This window comes from Streptomyces sp. NPDC007907, assembly GCF_042959365.1.
GTDB classification, from domain to species: domain Bacteria; phylum Actinomycetota; class Actinomycetes; order Streptomycetales; family Streptomycetaceae; genus Streptomyces; species Streptomyces indiaensis.
The window spans coordinates 458,773-476,860 of sequence record NZ_JBIBKR010000003.1 but is presented as its reverse complement, the minus strand read 5'-3'; the positions used below and the strand labels follow the sequence as shown (position 1 = coordinate 476,860).

Here is an 18,088-nt window from a genome sequence, read left to right as displayed (position 1 = left end):
TCATGAGTGCGGTCCACACCCCCCCTGTTCGTTCGTGTTGCTTCGAAGGATGCAGATGGAACTCGCCACTCCGCCACCGGCGGCGCGGGCCCCTGTCGCCTGGTACAGCTGGTGGTTGATGCCGCTGGGCCTGGGAGGCGGGACCGTCGCCGCCACGTTCATGAGCTCGGAGCGCATAACCGCGGCCGTCGCCGGAATCGCGGCGACGGCGGCCGGTGCCGTGTGCGTACGGCTGCTGCTGCGCACCAGGGCACAACTGCACCGTACGGAGAGCTCTTTCCGCGCCACGCAGGCCGAGCACAACCAGCAGTGGCAGCAGCACGTGGCCGGCCTGGAGCGCAAGCACTCCGCCGAACGTGCCGGCCTGGAATCCCAGCTCAACGAGCAGAACGCGACGTACGAGCGGCGTCTGGCCGAGCAGAGCGCCACCTATGAGGCGCAGCTCGCCGACCGGACCGTCACGTACGAGACGCAGCTCGCCGACCGGTCCCGGGCCTACGAGGAACGGCTGACCGAGCAGGCCGCGTCCTACGAGGCCCAGCTCGCCGACCAGGCGGAGGTCTGGCAGGAGCAGCTCTCCCACCAGCTCGCCGCGGTCGCCCGGCTCGCCGACGAGCAGCTGCCCGACGCGATGGCGAAACTGCGCGCCGGTGACGCCATCGACGACCTGCTGCCCAGCGTCAACCAGTGCGCCAAGGTCAGCTCGGAACTCCAGGCCGAACTGCGCAAGCTGCTGCGCACCTCCCTGATCGGCCTGGAGACGGAGTTCGACCGCTCCACCTCCGCCGAGCAGGCCGTGATCAGCATCGGCAACCGCATCCACGTCCTGACCAGCAAGCTCCGCGGCCGGCTGCACGAGATGCAGGGCGAGCACGGCCGGCTGCCGGCCGTCGCCCGGGGCCTGATGGAGCTCGACCAGGAACTCGGCCCAGCCGACTCGCTCGCCGCGAGCATCGGCGTGCTCGGCGGCTCCGACCGGCCCGGCCGGCAGTGGCAGGAGCCGCAGCGCCTGCTGAGCGTGGTGCGCGGCGGCATCGGCCGCATCAAGGACTTCCACCGGATCCAGGTGCGCCACCTGCCCGAACTCGGCGTCGACGGCGGCCTCGTCGATCACCTCACGCTGATTCTCGCCCACCTCCTGGACAACGCGGCCCGCTACTCGCCGCCCACCGAGCCGGTGCTCATCTCCGGCAGGGAGGTGCCCAACGGCGTCGGCATCGAGATCCAGGACTCCGGCAAGGGCCTGAGCGAGGAGAAGAAGCGCCAGGCCGAGCACGCCCTCGCGGGCACCGCGCCCGGCGCGGGCCTCGGCGGCATCACCGAGGATGCCAACATCGGTCTGCGCGTCGTCGGCGCCCTCGCCCGCCGCTACGGCATCCGCGTCACCTTCGCGGACTCCCCGTGGCTCGGCACCTCCGTGGTGGTCGTGGTCCCGCACAAGTACTTCAGCCCGCTGCCCACGGCCGCGCCCGCCGCGACCGCGACGGCAGCGACGGCCGCGTCCGCCCCGCAGACCCGCACCGCCACCGCCGCCCCGGCCCGTGAGACGGCCACCGTGCCCGCACAACGGGCCGCGCGGGCCGAGACCGGGGAGACCACACCCGGCGGACTGCCCCGGCGACGCAGCAAGCGCAACGAGACGGAGACGCCCAGACCCGCCGAGCGAAGCGACCGGACCACCGTGGCCGCCGTCCCGCCGGACGCGTCCTTCTCGGGACTCGCCGCCTTCGCCACCGCCGGACGCGACGCGGCGGAGGCCGTCGAGCCGGCCGACGACGGCGGCACCCCCGACGGCCGCGAGTACACCGAGCACCGCACCGAAGAGAGCGACTAGTCCTCATGACGCAGCAAGGAACAGACGTGAGCTGGGCGCTCCGCGATCTCGTCGAGAGCATCCAGGAGATCCGTTTCGCCCTCGTGGCCTCCAGCGACGGCAAGGCCATCACCTCCTACGGCGCCGAAGACCCCGACGACGTCGACCGGTTCGCGGCCGTGGTGGCCGGCCTGCAGGCCCTGGCCCAGCCGGTCGCCGAGCAGTTCCCCAAGTACGCCGGGCAGTTGCGCCTGGCGATGATCGAGGTGGACGGCGGGCACCTCTTCGTCGTGCGCGCGGGTGTGGAGACGTATCTCGGTGTCCTCGCCAGGGAAGGCCTCGACCAGGGCCTGCTGGGACACCAGATGAGGGACCTGGCCCGCAGGATGGGTGAACTCCTCGGCACCACTCGGCGCCTGGAGGAGCACTCTGGATGAGTGCTCCCCGCAGACCGTCGGACCCGTCCGGTCTCGAGCGCTACTACGTCCTCACCGGAGGGCGCAGCGGACCGGGCGGTTCGGCGTCGAGCCTCGACGTGGCGACCCTGGTCGTCGCCCGCGCCGCCCCGTTACCGGGCATGCAGCACGAGCACGAGGAGATCCTCCGCCGCTGCCGGGACCCGCTGTCGGTCGCCGAACTCGGCGCTCACCTCGGGCTCCCCTTCAACATTCTCGCGGTGCTGCTGTCGGACCTGCTGGACGCAGGTCGCGTCGAAGCCCGTAACCCCATCCCGGCACACGAAGCCGGCCGCGGGCCCGACCTCGCGCTCCTTGAGGAGGTACTCAGTGGACTTGAAAGGCTTTGACCAACCCGGAGGCTCGGCCGGGGACACCCGCTCGGTGAAGGTGATGATCGCGGGCGGCTTCGGCACCGGGAAGACCACCATGGTCCGGTCGGTCAGCGACATCAAGCCGCTCACCACCGAGGAGACCCTCACCCAGGCCAGCGCCGACGTCGACCACCTCATCGGCGTCGCCGACAAGACGCAGACCACCGTCAGCCTGGACTTCGGCAAGATCGGCATCAACGAGAGCCTGGTGCTGTACCTGTTCGGCACGCCCGGCCAGGAACGGTTCTGGTTCCTGTGGAACGGCCTGTTCAAGGGGGCCCTCGGCGCGATCGTCCTGGTGGACACGCGCCGTCTGGAGTCCAGTTTCCGGGCGATCGAGGAGATGGAGCGCCAGGAAGTCCCCTTCGTCGTCGCGCTGAACGTCTTCCCCGACTCCCGGAACTACCCGGTCGAGGAGATCCGGGATGCCCTGGACATCCCCGAGAACACCCCGGTCGTGGCCTTCGACGCCCGTGACCGGGCCTCCAGCCGGGACGTCCTCGTCGCCCTGATCCACCATCTGAAGGAACGCTCCGCCGTGGCCCTGGAGCCCCGATGAACGACCAGACCGAACACTCCCTCCAGGGCCGCGGCTGCCCCGTGGCCCACCACGGCAGCGACCTCACCCGGTTGTACGGGCCGGAGGCCGCGACCGACCCCGGGGGCATCTACGAGCGGCTGCGCAAGGAACACGGCTCGGTCGCACCGGTGCTGCTGGAGGGCGACATCCCCGCCTGGCTGGTACTGGGTTACCGGGACAGCCGGCGAGTGCTCGAGAATCCCCTCCAGTTCCACCGGGACGCGCGGACATGGCGTGACCTGCGGGAGGGTCGGGTCGCGGACGACTCTGCGCTCGTTCCCATGCTGGCCTGGCGTCCCGACTGCGTGTCCCAGGACGGCGAGGCTCACCGCCGACTGCGCCGTGCCGTCAACGACGCGCTGCAGTCCGCTGCCGGCCGCGGTGTCCGCCGCCACGCCATGCGCTTCGCCAACCAGCAGATCGACACGTTCGCGGACTCCGGCCGCGCCGATCTGGTGGCGGACTACGCCGACTGCCTGCCGATGATCGTGGTCGCGCGTGTTCTGGGGCTCGCCGAGGCCGAGGGGCGCCGCCTGGTCGAGTCCTGCGCCCAGGTGATGAGGGGCGGCGAGGACGCCGTCCTGCACGACGGCGTGATCAAAGAGATCCTCGGTGAACTCGCCGAGCGCAGGCGGTCCGAACCCGGCTCCGACCTCGCCACCGGATTGCTGGAGCATCACGCGGCGCTCGACCACGACGAGGTCGTCTCCCACCTGCGCGCGGTGCTGATCGCCGCGCATGTGACGACCAACCTGCTGGCCCGGGTGCTGGAGCTGATCCTGACCGACGCCTCCCGGCTCTCCGGGCTGATCAGCGGTCAGCTGAACATCTCGGCGGTGGTGGAGGAGGCGATGTGGAACTCGCCGCCGCTGGCCGTCCTGCCGGGACGCTTCGCCGCCGGCGACGTGGAACTGGGCGGGCACCGCATCGAGGAGGGCGACCTGCTCGTCATCGGTCTCGCCCCGGGCAACCTCGACCCCGAGATCCGGCCGGAACTGGGTGTCTCGGTGCACGGCAACCAGGCGCACCTGGCGTTCGGCGCGGGCCCGCACGAGTGCCCGGGGCAGAACATCGGGATGGCCGTCATCGAGATCGCGGTGAACGTCCTGCTGCACCGTCTGCCGGGCCTGCGCCTGGCCGTGCCGTCGGGGGAGCTCACCTCGACCGCGTCCACATGGATGTCCCTGCTGGACAGCCTGCCGGTCGAGTTCGACGTATAGGCGCGGAACACCGCTGCCCGGCCGGCTCTGCCCGGCCGGGCAACGGCGTCATCCGTCGAGCCAGTCGCCTGATAGGTCAGAGGGCCGGTATCCCGTGGCGCTCCAGAGGAAATGCGGGTGGGCGCAGCCGAACATGTAGGCGAGCAGTGCGATGTCCTCCCTCCCGGTCCCCGGGTCTTGCAGGGTGTGGAAGAACTCGGCTCCGACTGCGCCGGAGTCCTGTTGGATCTCACGAGCGCGGGCTGTGGACGCCGTGGAGCCGGCCGCCTCCACGGCGGCGATGTACGTGCGGCGCAGAACCTCCCAGGTGCTGTCGATGCTGCCGTGCCAGGGACCGTGCAGTGCTTCGAAGGCATGCAGCTCGGCGTCGAAGAGGGGCCATGTCTCGGGGTACTGCTCCCGGCAGCGGGCGGACAGCTCGGCGGCGTGGGTGCCCAGAGACGGTGCGGTGGGCCGCGGGGCGATGGTGAGGGTGGTGCCGTGAGTGAGGATGCCGGTGCACGGGTCGGGCTGGAGGTCGCACAACGGGCACCCCTCGGCCGGGGGGAGGCCCTGGGTGATGCCGTCGAACCACAGGGCGTGGCGGCCGGTGAGCCCCAGCCAGACGATGGTGCTGGGCATCAGCCAGGTGTTCCACATCGGGGAATGCGCCTCGGGCATGCAGCCGTACTTGATGAGGGCGATGGCGGCGGCAGCGTAGAGGACCTTGGTGTGGGAGGGCATGTCGGCGAGCCAGAAGTTGCTGATCTCGCCGGTGAGGGCGTCGGCTCGTACGTCGACCATGTCGTCGACGACGCGGCACAGCAGCAGGGAGGCGAGGTGTTCCTCCTGCCAGAGCTCTGTGTCGGGCGAGACGTGCCAGAACAGGCAGTCCATCATCTGCAGGACGGAGTAGGCGCTCTGGGTGAGCGGGTTGGTCTGGGGGAGTACGACGCCGCCCGCGTGGTGCTGCTGGAGCCAGTACTCGTCCGCGGACCGCTTGTGGGCTGCGTAGAGACCGCAGACCAGGGCCCGTGCGGTGTTGGTGCTGAAGTTCTCGGCCAGGCGGCCTTCGATGAGCTGGGTGAGGTGCGTGGTGTCTATCGTGTCGATCACGCGTTTGTACTCGTGGAAGAGCAGGATGTCGTCCTCGAAGCGGTGGCGGTAGCCGAGGTCTTGTTCCAAGTCGTTCAACACCCGGGCCAAGACCCATCCACCGGTCAGGACGCTGTCGAGTTCCCGCTGGTAGGGCCAGGTCTTGACGGTGAGGGGACGACCGGCGCTCTGCCGCCAACCGTAGTCAGCCGGCGTACGGTCGGGGGGCGTGGGCCGCCGACGGCACAGCGAGCAGTCGCACACGGCGGTCCGCTCCTCCTCGCGCGGCGGAGCGAGTGCTCGGCTCCTCCACGCCCCTTCCAGCATCGCGCAGGTCAGTCGGCAGAGCTCGATATCGGTGCTGACCTGGGGAAAAGCTGCTTCGATCACGCGCAGGCCGGCGTCGAGCCGCTGCAACCTGGCGGAGCCCTCCTCGTCGGGCGGGAGGAATGCGCGCGGCGCCGGACTGAGGGCTCCCTCGACATGAAACGTGGTTCTGGAGTGAGGGGACCGGAGTGTGTCCAGCCGTTGCTGAGCGGCGTTCCGGGAAGCGCGGTATTCGTCCGTGCACGGCTTTGTGTGGTCCGCGAAGAGGCGGGCCAGGGCGTTCCCTGCCTCCGCGGACGGGTGCTGGGTGCTCGGACGGGCCGGGAGGAAGGTGTCGGTGGAGATCTCCGGACCACCGCCTACGACTCGAGATTTCACACGGGTCTCCCTTCAAGCTGTGGTCACGGCAGCACGAATTACCCCGCCTCTGCGGGTAGGCGGTCAGGGTGAGCGCCCATCTGCTCGAACCGGGGTTCGTGGCACGAAAGTTGAAGCGGAACGAATCTGCCCGGCGTGTAATTGATCCACGCGGGACCGGACCGTGATGTCCGTTACTGCTCAAGGCTCCTGAGCTGCGTATACTCACTCGTCCCTCACCCGGCGTGTCGCGTCCGCCGGGCCTCTGCGGTCGCTGGGCGGCACACTGGACTCGGTCTGTCCGACGACTCCTCAGGAGGCGCACCGACGATGACGTCCGAACCCGTACGCAGCGCTGAGCAGCGCAAGAAGGACACACTGCACCGGCTGGACCACGACGTGGACGCCTGGGTCGCCACGGCCGACAGCGCGTCCGGCACGCCGTACCTCGTCCCGCTGTCCTTCCTCTGGAACGGCTCGTACCTGCTGTTCGCCACACCCGCGTCGAGCCCCACCGGACGGAATCTGGCCGCGTCCGGCCGGGCCCGGGTGGGCATCGGGCCGACCCGTGACGTCGTCATGGTCGAGGGGGACGTCGAGACGGTCCAGCCCGGCGAACTGACCGAGCAGGACGCCGAACTCTTCGCCGCCAAGACCGGGTTCGACCCCCGCCGGCTCGCCACGCCGTACCTCTACTTCCGGATCGTGCCGCGGCGGGTGCAGGCCTGGCGGGAGGCCGATGAACTCGACGGGCGCGAACTCATGCGCGACGGACGGTGGTTGAAGACCGACTGAATCGGCCGCACCGGGATATCCGCAAGGGAGAGGGCCGGGGCACGACCGCCCCGCGCCCGCAATCCTGCGGAGGAGACATGGCACTGGTGAAAGCGGGGGTCCTCGTGCTCGACTGCGCCGAGCCCGAGAAGCTCGCCGTGTTCTACAAGGAGCTGCTGGAAGGGGAGGAGGTGGACGCCACCGCCAACCGGATCGAGATCAGGAGCGGTGACGGCTTCCGGATCGCGCTGCGCCGGGACGTCAACGCGACGCCGCCCAGCTGGCCGCGCCCCGAGAACTCCCTCCAGGCCCATCTGGAGTTCGTGGTGGACGACCTCGACGCGGTGGAGCGCCGCGTGATCAGCTTCGGCGGCCGCCCCCTGGAGGCCAAGGAACCTTCCGGCCCTCTGGATGAACGCGGTTACGCCGACCCGGCAGGCCACTCCTTCACCCTGCGCCGCACCGCCCCGACGGCACCCAAGCAGGGCTGAGCACCGCGAGGCTTACGAACAGGCCGGTCGGGCGAAGTCCAGGCCGCTGACACCACCAGGGACGAGGCAGCCCGACAGAGCAGCTTGGGCCCGCACGGCCAGCCCGGGCCAGGGCGCGTGACGCCCCGGCAGGGTTCCGGAGGCCCGCACTGCCCGTCCGGGCCAGAACGCATGACGGCCCGGCAGGGCTGCGGCGGCCCGCGCCGCAGGCTGCGGCGGCCCGCGGTGCCCGCCCCGCCCCGGGCAGGTGCGTGAAAACGAGGCCGGCCCCGCCCGGCGACCGCCGGGCGGGGCCGGATGGCCGTGTCAGTCCCGGCCGCCCTTCTCGCCGACGGGCCACGTGCCGGTCGAACGCTCGATGGCCTTTGCGCCCGCACGGTCCACGGCGCTGCGCACCACCGCGAAGATCGCGCCCTGGATCGCGGCCGCCAGCAGGACTTCGCCCCAGCCACGGTCCTTGTCCAGTGCGTCCGGCGCGTCCTCCTCGTGCCGGATCGCCATCCACGTCTTGCGGAAGGCCAGCCCGGCCAGCCAGCCGCCCGACCAGCCGAGGACGAATCCGAAGGGCTGGTACGCGAGGGACATCTTCTTCTTCTTGGCCACGGGAGCTCCTAGATCGCTAAGGGGGGTGAGTGTGGTCAGGGGGTGTGCGCCGCCGGGATCCGCTCCTCGGCGCGGACCGGTCCGGGCGGTGTGCCGTCACCGAACGGCCTGCCACCCAGCTCCTCACGGTGGTGCGGGGTGAGCCAGCCGGACAGGTCCGGGCCGAGCGGCACGATGCGGGTCGGGTTGATGCCCGTGTGCACCTGGTAGTAGTGGCGTTTGATGTGGTCGAAGTCGACGGTGTCGCCGAACCCCGGCGTCTGGTACAGGTCGCGGACGTACGCCCACAGCACCTGGTTCTCCGTCAGCTTCCAGCGGTTGCACTTGAAGTGGCCGTGGTACACAGCGTCGAAGCGGACCAGGGTGGTGAACAGCCGGATGTCCGCCTCGGTGATCGTGTCGCCCACCAGGTACCGCTGCTGCTCCAGCCGCCCGGCGAGCAGCTCCAGCCGTCGGAAGACCCCGGCGCAGGCGGCCTCGTACTCCTCCTGCCCGGTGGCGAAACCGGCCCGGTAGACGCCGTTGTTGACGTCCTGGTAGACGTCCGCCATCACCTCGTCGATCTCGTCGCGCAGCTTGTCCGGGTACAGGTCGGGCGCGCCCTCCCGGTGCAGGGCCGTCCACTCGGTCGCGAGGTCGAGGGTGAGTTGCTGGTAGTCGTTGGTCACCAGTCGCCCGCTGGGCACGTCCACGATCGCCGGCACGCTGACCCCGCCGGGGTAGTCGCGCTCCCGGCGGTCGTAGGCCTCGCTGAGATAGCGGATGCCGAGGACCGGGTCACGACCGTCCTCGTCCAGCGTGAAGCGCCAACTGCGGTCGTCCTGGATCGGGTCGGTGACGGCCAGGGACAGGGCGTCCTCCAGACCGAGCAGCCGCCGGGAGACCAACGACCGGCTCGCCCAGGGGCAGGCGCGGCTCACGACCAGACGGTAGCGGCCGGCCTCCACCGGCCAGCCGTCCCGGCCGTCCGCGGTGATCCGGTCCGAGAAATGCGCCTTGGACCGTTTGAACGCCCTCCTTCCGTAGTCGGTGTTGCCGTCGCCGTCGTCGCGGCTCATGGGGGTGACCTCCTCTGCCGTACGTGGGCCCTGGTGAACGCGTTCCCCGTTTTCCGTCAAGCCCACGGTGTGAGTACCCCCGACCGGGGCAATCGGCGGAGGTGACTGATGAAGGAAGTGATCACAAGACACGCGTCACCGTGCTGGTGGCGCTCGCGGCCAATCTGGTGATCGCGGTCGCCAAGGCCATCGGCGGCCTCGCGGCCGGTTCACCGGCCCTGCTGTCCGAGGCGGCCCACTCGGTGGCCGACAGCCTCAACGAGGTGTTCCTGCTCGCGGCACTGCGCCGCAGCCGCCGCCCCGCCGACCGGCGTCATCCGTTCGGTTACGGCAAGGAGCGGTTCTTCTGGTCGCTCCTCGCGGCCGTCGGGATCTTCGTGATGGGCGGCTGCTTCTCCTTCTTCCAGGGCTTCGAGGCCCTGACGAGCCAGACGGAGGAGAAGCTCAGCGGCTATGTGGCCGGCCTGATCGTGCTCGGCGTCGCCCTCCTCGCGGAGGGCGGCTCGCTGCTGCGGGCGCTCTACCAGGTGCGACGGCAGGGTGGCATGGGCTCCGGGCTGCGCGATCCGGCGCTGCGGACGGTCGTCGCCGAGGACGGCACCGCCGTGCTCGGCGTCACCCTGGCCATCGTCGGCATGGCGCTGCACATGGTCACCGGCCAGGCGGTGTGGGAGGCCTCGGCCTCACTCGCGATCGGCGCGCTGCTCGTCTACGTGGCTTTCCGGCTCGGCCGCGACGCCCGCGACCAGCTGATCGGCGAGGCGGCCGACCCCGAGGCCAGCGGGCGGATCTGCGCGCTGCTGCGGGCTCAGCCCGAGATCGACACTGTGGAAGCGCTGTTCACGATGAAGACCGGACTGGACACGGCTCTGGTGGCCGCCCGCGTCGACCTGGTGCCCGGACTGGACAGCGAGCGCGTGGAGGAGGTCGCCGTCCGCATCAAGCGCTCCATAGCCAGCATGGTGCCCGAGGCCGACGAGATCTTCCTCGACGTGACCGATCGGCCCGCCGGCGAGGCAGTGGAAAGCCCCGCCGCGACGGGGGAGCGCGGCGGGGCCTGAACCTCGCGTGCCCCGTCGCGGCCGGTTCACACATGCGGGGCGGAAGATTTTTTGGCCGGCTGCCCGCGCGGGGCGGCCGGCCCGCTGTCAGCCGGCGTCGGCCGGTTCCAGGACGAACACCGGAATCTCCCGGTCCGTCTTCTTCTGGTAGTCGGCGTACGCCGGGTAGGCGGCGACGGCCCGCTCCCACCAGGCCGCCTTCTCCTCGCCCGTGACCTCACGCGCGGTCATGTCCTGCTTCACCGGTCCGTCCTGGAGCTCCACCTGCGGATCGGCGCGCAGGTTGAAGTACCAGACCGGGTGCTTCGGCGATCCGCCGAGGGAGGCCACCGCCGCGTACCGTCCCTCGTGCTCCACCCGCATCACCGGTGTCTTGCGCAGTTTCCCGCTTCTGGCGCCGCGCGAGGTCAGGATCACGACCGGCATCTTCGAGCCCTGCAGCGTCGTCCCCTCGGTACCGCCGGAGCTCTCGTACAGCTCCACCTGCTTGCGCACCCACTGCGTCGGGCTGGGGTCGTACTCACCTTCGAGCGGCATGGCATCCGTCCCATCGTCGCGTCCGTGGCTCATCGCCGTCTGCCGTCAACAACCGTGCCCCGAAGAATCATCCGCACCCGCGGGATCCGGCCGGAAGCACACCTCATCCCGGAGCCAGCGCCATCCGCACGGCGAGCGCCGTCATCACCCCGCTCGCCACCCATGCCGTCGCCAGCCGTCCCCGACGGCCGGTCAGCGCCCGGCCGAGCAGCGCCCCGCTCCCGGCCAGCAGCACCTGCCAGCTCGCGGAGGCGGCGAAGGCGGCCACGACGAACACGCCCTGTTCCAGTGCGCCGGCCGGGCTCGTGGCCCGGGATCCGAGCACGAGGGCGGCGAAGTAGATGACGGTGGTGGGATTCAGCAAGGTGATGCCCAGCAGCCCCAGATAGGCCCGGGCAGGGCTCGGGGGAGCGGGGGCCGACCGGGTCGCGAGCCGGTGGCCGCGGTACTCGCGCAGCGCGGTCAGCGCGCCCCGCGCCGCCAGCACGAGCAGCACCAGCACGCAGATCCAGCGCAGCGGCCCGAGCACCGGGCGCAGCGCGGACGCCAGAGCCGCGCCCCCGAGGCTGGCCGCGAGCGCGTAGAGCCCGTCGGCGGTGGCGACGCCGAGAGCGGCGCAGACACCGGTGCGCAGGGTGGTGCGGGCGGTGAGGGAGACGAGGTAGGTCCCGACGGCGCCCACCGGGACGGCGATGCCGTACCCCGCGAGCAGCCCCGCGACGAGCGCGGCCGTCATGAGCGCGGCGGCGTCGGCCCTCCGCGGTGGCCGGACTGCTGCTGTCGGCGCGCGGCGGAGGTGGCGGCGGACAGCGGCAGGAGAACAGTCGACGTAGGCATGGCCGGATCCTGCGGCCTGCCTCGCCCTGCCGACAACCGGTTTTCGCGTCGGCGCCCCCGCCTCGGCGCCCGGCGGGGACCACGGCACCGGCCCTCTGTGGGTCCGACACCGGCCCCCGGCACCGGTCCTGCGCGCCTGACACCGGCCCCCGCAGCCGCACGGGAGGACGGCATTCCCCGGCCATGTTGCCTCCGTCGTCGATCTGGCCGAACTTCGCGTCGCCCATTAGATGCCTCGGGCATCTAATGAAGATCGGCACGACGCACTACTCGTCTGCGAGGTCTCCATGACGGAAACGACCGCACCCGTCGCCTTCCCCCAGAGCCGGACCTGCCCCTACCACCCACCCGCCGCCTACGACACGCTGCGCACCGAACGCCCCCTGACCCGGATCACCCTCTTCGACGGCCGCGAGGCCTGGCTCGTCAGCGGGCACGCCACCGCCCGCGCGCTGCTGGCCGACCCGCGCCTGTCGTCCAACCGCGACCGGCCGGGCTTCCCCGCCCCCACCCAGCGCTTCGCCGCGATCCGCAACCGCAGAACGGCCCTGCTGGGCGTCGACGACCCCGACCACCGCACCCAGCGGCGGATGGTCGTCGGGGACTTCACCCTCAAGCGGGCCGTCGAACTCCGGCCACGCATCCAGCAGATCGTGGACGAACGGCTCGACGCGATGACCGCCGGGGGCCCGGTGGCGGACCTGGTGAGCGCCTTCGCACTTCCCGTGCCGTCCATGGTGATCTGCGCCCTGCTCGGTGTCCCGTACGCCGACCACGACTTCTTCGAGGCCCAGTCGCGTCGGCTGCTGCGCGGCCCGGAGACGGCCGACGTGCTCGACGCCAGGGACCGGCTGGAGAAGTACTTCGGCGAACTGATCGACCGCAAACAGCGTGAGCCGGGCACCGGCCTGCTGGACGACCTGGTCCACCGGCAACTGCGCGAGGGCGACCTCGACCGGGAGGGCCTGATCGCCATGGCCCTCATCCTGCTGGTGGCGGGCCACGAGACGACCGCGAACATGATCTCGCTCGGCACCTTCACCCTCCTCCAGCACCCCGAGCGGCTCGCCGAGCTGCGCGCGGACCCCGGGCTCCTGCCCGCCGCCGTCGAGGAGCTGATGCGGATGCTGTCTATCGCCGACGGCATGCTGCGTCTGGCCGTCGAGGACATCGAGGTGGCGGGGACGACGATCCGCAAGGGCGAGGGGGTGGTCTTCGCGACCTCCGTCATCAACCGCGACGAGACGGTCTACCCCGACCCGGACGCCCTCGACTGGAACCGCCCGGCCCGGCACCACGTGGCGTTCGGCTTCGGCATCCACCAGTGCCTCGGTCAGAACCTCGCCCGTGCCGAGCTGGAGATCGCCCTGCACAGCCTCTTCGACCGGCTGCCCGGCCTGCGCCTGGCCGCCCCGGCCGAGGAGATCCCCTTCAAGCCCGGCGACACCATCCAGGGGATGCTGGAACTCCCCGTGACCTGGTAGGGGCCCGCACCCATGCACATCGACATCGACCAGGACGTCTGCATCGGCGCGGGCCAGTGCGCCCTGACCGCCCCGGGCGTGTTCACCCAGGACGACGACGGTTACAGCACCCTGCTGCCGGGCGGCGAGGACAGCGGCAGCCTCCTGGTGCGGGAGGCGGCCCGTGCCTGCCCGGTCGGCGCCATCACCGTGTCCGAGCGGGTGGGCTGACGCCGGAGCATCCGGCGCCCAGGAGCCGCCGGGCCGCCTCGCGCGCCTCGGCCGCGGGCTCGGCGCTCCTGGTCACCCCCGCCGTGACCATGGCACCCTCGGCCAGCAGGAACAGCTGACCGGCCAGCGCGTCGGGCCGCCCCGCCGCCGCCACGAGGTCCTCGAGGTACTGCCGGAACCCCCGCTTGTGCGCCCGCACTTGGGCGGCCACGCGCTCCGAGGTGGCGCCCAGCTCGCCATAGGCGTTCAGCCACGCACAGCCGCGGAAGCCCGGCTCGCGGAACCACTTCGCGAGCCAGTCGAACACGGCCAGGATCCGCTCGTCGGGCTCCGGCCGCCGCTCGACGTACGCGGCCAGCTCCCCGCGCCAGCGGGTGTCGCGTCGCACCAGATACGCCTCTACCAGCTGCTCCTTCGCCGGGAACAGCTGGTAGAGCCGCTTGAGTGAGACCCCGGAGGTGCCGCGTACGTCGTCCATACCGACGGACTGCACACCCCGCCCGTAGAACAACTCCTCGGCGGCGTCCAGCGCCCGCTCCCGGGCCTCTGCCCTGTCCATCTCCGGCCCTCCTTGACGCAAGAACGAGCGTTCTCCTACGGTAGCGGCCACTGGGGAGAACGGTCGTTCTCCTCCGCTGCCGGGGAGGAACCATGACCGACCGCCCGCCGCTGCCGCCCTTTACCCGCGCGACCGCGGCCCAGAAGGTCCAGGCCGCCGAGGACGCCTGGAACACCCGCGACCCGCACAAGGTCTCCCTCGCCTACTCACCGGACTCCGTCTGGCGCAACCGCGACACCTTCGTCACCGGCCGCGCCGAGATCGCCGGGTTCCTGACCCGCAAGTGGGAGCGCGAGCAGGAGTACGCGCTGCGCAAGGACCTGTGGGCGTTCGACGGCAACCGCATCGCCGTCCGCTTCCAGTACGAGTGCCGGGACACGGACGGGCAGTGGTGGCGCTCCTACGGCAACGAACTGTGGGAGTTCGACGAGCACGGCCTCATGACCCGGCGCGAGGCGAGCATCAACGACATGCGGATCGAGGAGGGCGAGCGCCGCATCTTCGGCCCCCGCCCCGAGTCGGAACGCGCAGACACCTTCCCCCTCCGGTGAGCCGGGGCGGTCGCTAGGGTTTCCCGGATGACCGACCAGGACGCCCGCAAACCCTTCCTCTACGTCGTCGTCTGCGCCGCCGGCATCGCCCAGGACGTCACCGAGCTGATCACGGCCGCGCAGGAACGGGACTGGGAGGTGGGCGTCATCGCGACGCCCGTCGCCATGAACGGCTTCTTCGACACCGCCGCCGTCGAGGCTCTGACGGGCCGCCGCATACGCTCCGCCTGGCGCTCACCCAACGAGCCGCGACCGTTCCCGGCGCCCGATGCCGTGGTCGTCGCGCCCGCCACCTTCAACACCGTCAACAAGTGGGCGGCCGGCATCGCCGACACCCTGGCCCTGGGCACGCTGTGCGAGGTCGCGGGCCTCGGGGTGCCGATCGCCGTCCTGCCGTGCGTGGCGGACGCCCTGGCCGCCCATCCCGCCTACCGGGACAGTCTCGGACGGCTGCGGGGGATGGGCGTGCGGTTCGGGGAGCCGTACGCGGGAGAGCCCCGGGAGGACGGCGGGCGGCCGGAGTTCGGGTGGGAACGGGCCCTGGACCTGGTCGCCGCACGCCGCTGACGGACCGGTTCGGGCCCCCCTCTGACGGTCCGTCCGGTCGGGTCTTCGAGCGCACACGAACACGTACGCTCCCCGTGGAACCCTCCCGAAGGCAGGAGCAGCAACGATGCAGTACGTGAAGCTCGGTTCGACGGGCCTGGACGTCTCGCGGATCTGTCTGGGGTGCATGACCTACGGTCTGCCCGACCGCGGCACCCACGAGTGGACCCTCGACGAGGAGGCCTCGCGCCCGCTGATCCGGCAGGCGGTCGAGGCGGGGATCAACTTCTTCGACACGGCCAACGTCTACTCCGACGGCACCAGCGAGGAGATCGTCGGCCGTGCTCTGCGCGATTTCGCCCGCCGCGACGACATCGTCCTCGCGACGAAGGTGCACGGCCGGATGCGGCCCGGACCGAACGGCGGCGGCCTGTCCCGCAAGGCGATCATGACCGAGCTCGACCAGAGCCTCGCCCGCCTCGGCACCGACCACGTCGACCTCTACCAGATCCACCGCTTCGACCCGGACACCCCGGTCGAGGAGACGATGTCGGCCCTGCACGACGTCGTCAAGGCGGGCAAGGTCCGTTACCTCGGAGCCAGTTCGATGTACGCCTGGCAGTTCTCCAAGGCCCAGTACACCGCCCGTCTGAACGGCTGGACCCCCTTCGTCTCCATGCAGAACCACTACAACCTGATCTACCGCGAGGAGGAGCGCGAGATGCTCCCCCTGTGCGCCGACCAGGGCGTGGGCGTGCTGCCCTGGAGCCCGCTCGCCCGCGGCCGTCTCACCCGGGACTGGGACACCACGACCGAGCGCAGCGCCACCGACGCCTTCGGCAGCAGCCTCTACCAGGAGGGCGACCGCACGATCGTCGAGGCGGTCACCCGCATCGCCGGCGAACGGGGTGTCCCCCGCGCGCAGGTCGCCCTCGCCTGGCTGCTCCACCAGCCCACGGTGACCGCACCGATCGTCGGCGCGTCCAGGCCCGGGCACTTGGAGGACGCGGTGGCCGCCGTCGAGCTCCGGCTGGGCGACAAGGAACTGGAGGAACTCCAGGACCCGTACGTCCCTCACCCCATCGCCGGGCACTGAACGCACGTCCCGAAGGTCAGTGGGGTCCCCGCGGGGCGAACTCCGTTCCGCAGGGACCCGCCCCCTCGCTCTCCGCCAGTTCCACCCTCGTCCCGCTCATCGTCAGCGTCCGGTAGAACCGTCCGATCCGTTCGGCCGAGCGGCCCACGTAGTGGCCGATGAAGGACCGCCGGAACCGCTCGGGAGCCCGGTTCGGCTGAGACCCGTGCACCAGGCTCCCGTTGAAGAACAGGACGTCCCCCGGTGCCATGTCCACGGGCACCGTCGTCAGCCCTTCCGGCGGCGCAACGAACTCCCGGGCGAACGACACCTCCTCGTCAGCGAGCCCAGGGCAGAACAGGTCCATGCGATGCGTGCCCGGCACGACCTCCAGCCCGCCGTTCTCCCGGTCGATCACGTCGCAGGCCACCCAGGCCGCCACACACGTGCCCGGCTCCACCCGCAGGTAGAAGTTGTCCTGGTGCAGCGCCTGCCCCCGGGCCCCCGGCGGCTTGAAGTAGAACATGCTCTGCGCGGCCAGCACCTCCTCGGCGAGGAGCGCCTCCAGGACCGTGCGCAGCCGGGCGTCCAGCAGGACCTCACGTGCGAGGTCGTTGATCTCGTGCGGGTGCATCACCCGCGGCCACCCGTGCAGTGGATCGGCGTCCGGCTCGTCCCCGGCGCGGGGCTCGAAATGCCCGGGTACCGGACCGGCCGCCCGCAGTGCCGCGAACTCGCCGCACAGCCGCTCCGTCTCATCGGCTCCGAAGAGCCCGCGCAGCACCGTGAAACCGTCCTCCTCGAATGCCTCCCGACACCGCCGGAGCCCGGCGGGGTCCAGGATGGAGGCACCGGTGGCCCCGTTGTCCGCGACGGTCATGAACGCTCCCCTCGATCGGGTGTCATCGCTACGGAACGCTAGGCCGACCGGCCGCCGAGGAGGATGCCCGTGGGTGCTGACGGACTGCCCAGGACTGCTGCCGAACGACACCGCGAGAACGCCGCGACCACCGCGGCCGCGCCGATCACCGTCACCACCTCGACGGCTACGCCCGCGACTACGACCGCGCCCGCGACTACGACCGCGCCCGCGACTACGACCGCGCCCGCGCCTACGAGCGCGCCCGCGACTACGACCGCGCCCGCGACGACCACCGCGGCGCCCGCGACGACCACCGCGGCCAGTGGGGATCCCGCGCCGCCGCCCGGGCTGGTCGTCCTCGGCCACTTCGACCAGCCGCCCCCCCTACGGCGTGAACCGTCCGCAGGGCTCCGCCAGCTGGCTCTTCACCTGGACCACCGCGGGCGCGGGCCGGCTGCGGCAGGGCGACGCGCGCACCTCGGCCGCCGCGGGCACCCTGGTCGTGCTCGCCCCGGGTGTCCCGCACGGCTACGGCGTCGAACCCGGCGCCGGGCACTGGCGGTTCTGGTGGGCGCACTGCCGGGCCCGCCCGTCCTGGGCCGCGTGGCTGCGGCCCTACGACGCCGGGCACGGGATGTACGTGGTCTCCTCCGTCCCGGCCGGGGTGCTCGGCCGCGTCGCGGCGACGTTCCGGCGGATGCATGCCGACGTCCGGTGGACCGGCACCGAAGCACCGCCCGCCCCGTCACCGCCGGAGGAGTCGTCGCCGGACGGGCAGGTCGCCGTGGCGCACGGCAGCGCGGCCCGCGAACTGGCCCTGTGCGCACTGGAGGAGATCGTCCTCCTCACCACCGCAGGCGCCCGGCCGGCGCAACCCCCACCCGGCCTCGACGCCCGGATCCGCCGCGCCCAGGAACTGATCGACGCCGACCCGGGAGCGCCGCACACCGTCCACTCGCTCGCACAGAGCGTCGCGCTGTCACCGTCCCGCTTCGCCCACCTGTTCAGCGGCCAGCTCGGCCGGTCACCCATGCGCGCGCTTCGTGAGGCGCGGCTGCGCCATGCCGCCCGGCTGCTGGAGGGCACCGACCTGCCCGTGGAACGCGTCGCCGCCGCCTCGGGGTTCGCCAGCCCGTTCCACTTCAACCGCGTCTTCCGTGCGCGCTACGAGGAACCGCCCGGGGCGTACCGCGCGACGCACGGCGGCCGGTCCGGCTGAGCGGCCTATTGGTTCCGCCGC

The 18,088-nt window shown here is 71.5% G+C and carries 21 protein-coding genes and 1 pseudogene; 14 read left to right on the top strand and 8 right to left on the bottom strand.

The features are described from left to right. The first annotated feature begins 55 nt into the window (after positions 1-55). From ACFZDI_RS13545 to ACFZDI_RS13525, 5 genes are read left to right on the top strand one after another with little or no spacing between them, the layout of a single operon-like run. A complete protein-coding gene (locus ACFZDI_RS13545) occupies positions 56-1,834 on the top strand; it encodes an ATP-binding protein (protein WP_391250219.1) in 1,779 nt (592 codons plus the stop codon). 5 nt (positions 1,835-1,839) lie between these two features. Beyond that, positions 1,840-2,250, top strand: coding sequence for a roadblock/LC7 domain-containing protein (locus ACFZDI_RS13540; protein WP_391250217.1), 411 nt, complete (start codon positions 1,840-1,842; stop codon positions 2,248-2,250). Next, complete coding sequence (locus ACFZDI_RS13535; RefSeq protein WP_104784390.1) at positions 2,247-2,618, top strand: DUF742 domain-containing protein; 372 nt, start codon at positions 2,247-2,249, stop codon at positions 2,616-2,618. The genes ACFZDI_RS13540 and ACFZDI_RS13535 overlap by 4 nt, the downstream gene beginning before the upstream one ends. Then, the gene (locus ACFZDI_RS13530; protein ID WP_390977845.1) at positions 2,599-3,201 is read left to right on the top strand and encodes an ATP/GTP-binding protein; all 603 of its coding nucleotides are present in this window, start codon (positions 2,599-2,601) and stop codon (positions 3,199-3,201) included. The genes ACFZDI_RS13535 and ACFZDI_RS13530 overlap by 20 nt, the downstream gene beginning before the upstream one ends. Next, a complete protein-coding gene (locus tag ACFZDI_RS13525; protein ID WP_234845770.1) occupies positions 3,198-4,442 on the top strand; it encodes a cytochrome P450 in 1,245 nt (414 codons plus the stop codon). The genes ACFZDI_RS13530 and ACFZDI_RS13525 overlap by 4 nt, the downstream gene beginning before the upstream one ends. A gap of 48 nt (positions 4,443-4,490) precedes the next feature. Here ACFZDI_RS13525 and ACFZDI_RS13520 read toward each other — a convergent pair whose 3' ends face one another. Then, complete coding sequence (locus tag ACFZDI_RS13520) at positions 4,491-5,933, bottom strand: hypothetical protein (RefSeq protein WP_391250213.1); 1,443 nt, start codon at positions 5,931-5,933, stop codon at positions 4,491-4,493. Positions 5,934-6,530: 597 nt separating this feature from the next. On the opposite strand from ACFZDI_RS13520, the gene ACFZDI_RS13515 reads away from it, so the two are divergent. Next, complete coding sequence (locus tag ACFZDI_RS13515; protein ID WP_234845768.1) at positions 6,531-6,995, top strand: pyridoxamine 5'-phosphate oxidase family protein; 465 nt, start codon at positions 6,531-6,533, stop codon at positions 6,993-6,995. A gap of 77 nt (positions 6,996-7,072) precedes the next feature. Next, complete coding sequence (locus ACFZDI_RS13510; protein ID WP_391250210.1) at positions 7,073-7,465, top strand: VOC family protein; 393 nt, start codon at positions 7,073-7,075, stop codon at positions 7,463-7,465. A 306-nt stretch (positions 7,466-7,771) separates the two neighbouring features. Here the strand turns inward: ACFZDI_RS13510 and ACFZDI_RS13505 are convergent, their stop codons facing one another. Beyond that, positions 7,772-8,068 (bottom strand): DUF4235 domain-containing protein, encoded by a 297-nt coding sequence (locus ACFZDI_RS13505; RefSeq protein ID WP_234845766.1) that lies wholly within the window; start codon positions 8,066-8,068, stop codon positions 7,772-7,774. Positions 8,069-8,103: 35 nt separating this feature from the next. Further along, entirely contained in the window at positions 8,104-9,126 is a 1,023-nt protein-coding gene (locus ACFZDI_RS13500) for a glutathione S-transferase C-terminal domain-containing protein (protein WP_391250208.1), read from the bottom strand. Between the two features lie 101 nt (positions 9,127-9,227). Between ACFZDI_RS13500 and ACFZDI_RS13495 the strand changes: the two genes are divergently transcribed. After that, on the top strand, positions 9,228-10,187 hold the full coding sequence (locus tag ACFZDI_RS13495) for a cation diffusion facilitator family transporter (protein WP_234845764.1): 960 nt from the start codon (positions 9,228-9,230) through the stop codon (positions 10,185-10,187). Positions 10,188-10,274: 87 nt separating this feature from the next. Here ACFZDI_RS13495 and ACFZDI_RS13490 read toward each other — a convergent pair whose 3' ends face one another. Then, positions 10,275-10,724, bottom strand: a complete 450-nt coding sequence (locus ACFZDI_RS13490; RefSeq protein ID WP_391250206.1) for a nitroreductase/quinone reductase family protein — start codon at positions 10,722-10,724, stop codon at positions 10,275-10,277. 103 nt (positions 10,725-10,827) lie between these two features. Beyond that, positions 10,828-11,460: a LysE family transporter gene (locus ACFZDI_RS13485; RefSeq protein ID WP_391250203.1), complete on the bottom strand. Its 633-nt coding sequence runs from the start codon at positions 11,458-11,460 to the stop codon at positions 10,828-10,830. A gap of 388 nt (positions 11,461-11,848) precedes the next feature. Between ACFZDI_RS13485 and ACFZDI_RS13480 the strand changes: the two genes are divergently transcribed. Beyond that, positions 11,849-13,045 (top strand): cytochrome P450, encoded by a 1,197-nt coding sequence (locus tag ACFZDI_RS13480; RefSeq protein WP_391250201.1) that lies wholly within the window; start codon positions 11,849-11,851, stop codon positions 13,043-13,045. Positions 13,046-13,057: 12 nt separating this feature from the next. Next, positions 13,058-13,255: a ferredoxin gene (locus tag ACFZDI_RS13475; RefSeq protein ID WP_234845760.1), complete on the top strand. Its 198-nt coding sequence runs from the start codon at positions 13,058-13,060 to the stop codon at positions 13,253-13,255. On the opposite strand, the gene ACFZDI_RS13470 is transcribed toward ACFZDI_RS13475, so the two are convergent. Next, positions 13,230-13,814: a TetR family transcriptional regulator gene (locus tag ACFZDI_RS13470; protein WP_391250199.1), complete on the bottom strand. Its 585-nt coding sequence runs from the start codon at positions 13,812-13,814 to the stop codon at positions 13,230-13,232. The genes ACFZDI_RS13475 and ACFZDI_RS13470 overlap by 26 nt on opposite strands. Positions 13,815-13,906: 92 nt before the next feature. Here ACFZDI_RS13470 and ACFZDI_RS13465 point away from each other — a divergent pair, with 92 nt between their 5' ends. From ACFZDI_RS13465 to ACFZDI_RS13455, 3 genes are all read left to right on the top strand, one after another. Beyond that, positions 13,907-14,365: a nuclear transport factor 2 family protein gene (locus tag ACFZDI_RS13465; RefSeq protein ID WP_234845758.1), complete on the top strand. Its 459-nt coding sequence runs from the start codon at positions 13,907-13,909 to the stop codon at positions 14,363-14,365. 27 nt (positions 14,366-14,392) lie between these two features. Next, entirely contained in the window at positions 14,393-14,932 is a 540-nt protein-coding gene (locus tag ACFZDI_RS13460; protein ID WP_391250196.1) for a flavoprotein, read from the top strand. A 106-nt stretch (positions 14,933-15,038) separates the two neighbouring features. Further along, positions 15,039-16,007, top strand: coding sequence for an aldo/keto reductase (locus ACFZDI_RS13455; RefSeq protein WP_391250194.1), 969 nt, complete (start codon positions 15,039-15,041; stop codon positions 16,005-16,007). 16 nt (positions 16,008-16,023) lie between these two features. Here the strand turns inward: ACFZDI_RS13455 and ACFZDI_RS13450 are convergent, their stop codons facing one another. After that, positions 16,024-16,866 carry a phytanoyl-CoA dioxygenase family protein gene (locus ACFZDI_RS13450; RefSeq protein ID WP_391250192.1) on the bottom strand — a complete coding sequence of 281 codons (843 nt, stop codon included), beginning with the start codon at positions 16,864-16,866 and terminating at the stop codon, positions 16,024-16,026. Between the two features lie 38 nt (positions 16,867-16,904). Beyond that, positions 16,905-17,162, bottom strand: a complete 258-nt coding sequence (locus tag ACFZDI_RS13445) for a hypothetical protein (RefSeq protein ID WP_391251159.1) — start codon at positions 17,160-17,162, stop codon at positions 16,905-16,907. A gap of 34 nt (positions 17,163-17,196) precedes the next feature. Between ACFZDI_RS13445 and ACFZDI_RS13440 the strand changes: the two are divergent. Further along, positions 17,197-18,067: pseudogene (locus ACFZDI_RS13440) on the top strand (helix-turn-helix domain-containing protein). The last annotated feature ends 21 nt before the right edge of the window (positions 18,068-18,088 follow it).

Excerpts from the sequence above, each read along its gene's own strand:
- ACFZDI_RS13545 (WP_391250219.1), top strand. The coding sequence starts at position 56 with ATGGAACTCGCCACTCCGCCACCGGCGGCGCGGGCCCCTGTCGCCTGG.
- ACFZDI_RS13460 (WP_391250196.1), top strand. The coding sequence starts at position 14,393 with ATGACCGACCAGGACGCCCGCAAACCCTTCCTCTACGTCGTCGTCTGC.
- ACFZDI_RS13540 (WP_391250217.1), top strand. The coding sequence starts at position 1,840 with ATGACGCAGCAAGGAACAGACGTGAGCTGGGCGCTCCGCGATCTCGTC.
- ACFZDI_RS13465 (WP_234845758.1), top strand. The coding sequence starts at position 13,907 with ATGACCGACCGCCCGCCGCTGCCGCCCTTTACCCGCGCGACCGCGGCC.
- ACFZDI_RS13480 (WP_391250201.1), top strand. The coding sequence starts at position 11,849 with ATGACGGAAACGACCGCACCCGTCGCCTTCCCCCAGAGCCGGACCTGC.
- ACFZDI_RS13500 (WP_391250208.1), bottom strand. The coding sequence starts at position 9,126 with ATGAGCCGCGACGACGGCGACGGCAACACCGACTACGGAAGGAGGGCG.
- ACFZDI_RS13490 (WP_391250206.1), bottom strand. The coding sequence starts at position 10,724 with ATGCCGCTCGAAGGTGAGTACGACCCCAGCCCGACGCAGTGGGTGCGC.
- ACFZDI_RS13515 (WP_234845768.1), top strand. The coding sequence starts at position 6,531 with ATGACGTCCGAACCCGTACGCAGCGCTGAGCAGCGCAAGAAGGACACA.
- ACFZDI_RS13510 (WP_391250210.1), top strand. The coding sequence starts at position 7,073 with ATGGCACTGGTGAAAGCGGGGGTCCTCGTGCTCGACTGCGCCGAGCCC.
- ACFZDI_RS13470 (WP_391250199.1), bottom strand. The coding sequence starts at position 13,814 with ATGGACAGGGCAGAGGCCCGGGAGCGGGCGCTGGACGCCGCCGAGGAG.
- ACFZDI_RS13535 (WP_104784390.1), top strand. The coding sequence starts at position 2,247 with ATGAGTGCTCCCCGCAGACCGTCGGACCCGTCCGGTCTCGAGCGCTAC.
- ACFZDI_RS13525 (WP_234845770.1), top strand. The coding sequence starts at position 3,198 with ATGAACGACCAGACCGAACACTCCCTCCAGGGCCGCGGCTGCCCCGTG.
- ACFZDI_RS13450 (WP_391250192.1), bottom strand. The coding sequence starts at position 16,866 with ATGACCGTCGCGGACAACGGGGCCACCGGTGCCTCCATCCTGGACCCC.
- ACFZDI_RS13485 (WP_391250203.1), bottom strand. The coding sequence starts at position 11,460 with ATGACGGCCGCGCTCGTCGCGGGGCTGCTCGCGGGGTACGGCATCGCC.
- ACFZDI_RS13475 (WP_234845760.1), top strand. The coding sequence starts at position 13,058 with ATGCACATCGACATCGACCAGGACGTCTGCATCGGCGCGGGCCAGTGC.
- ACFZDI_RS13455 (WP_391250194.1), top strand. The coding sequence starts at position 15,039 with ATGCAGTACGTGAAGCTCGGTTCGACGGGCCTGGACGTCTCGCGGATC.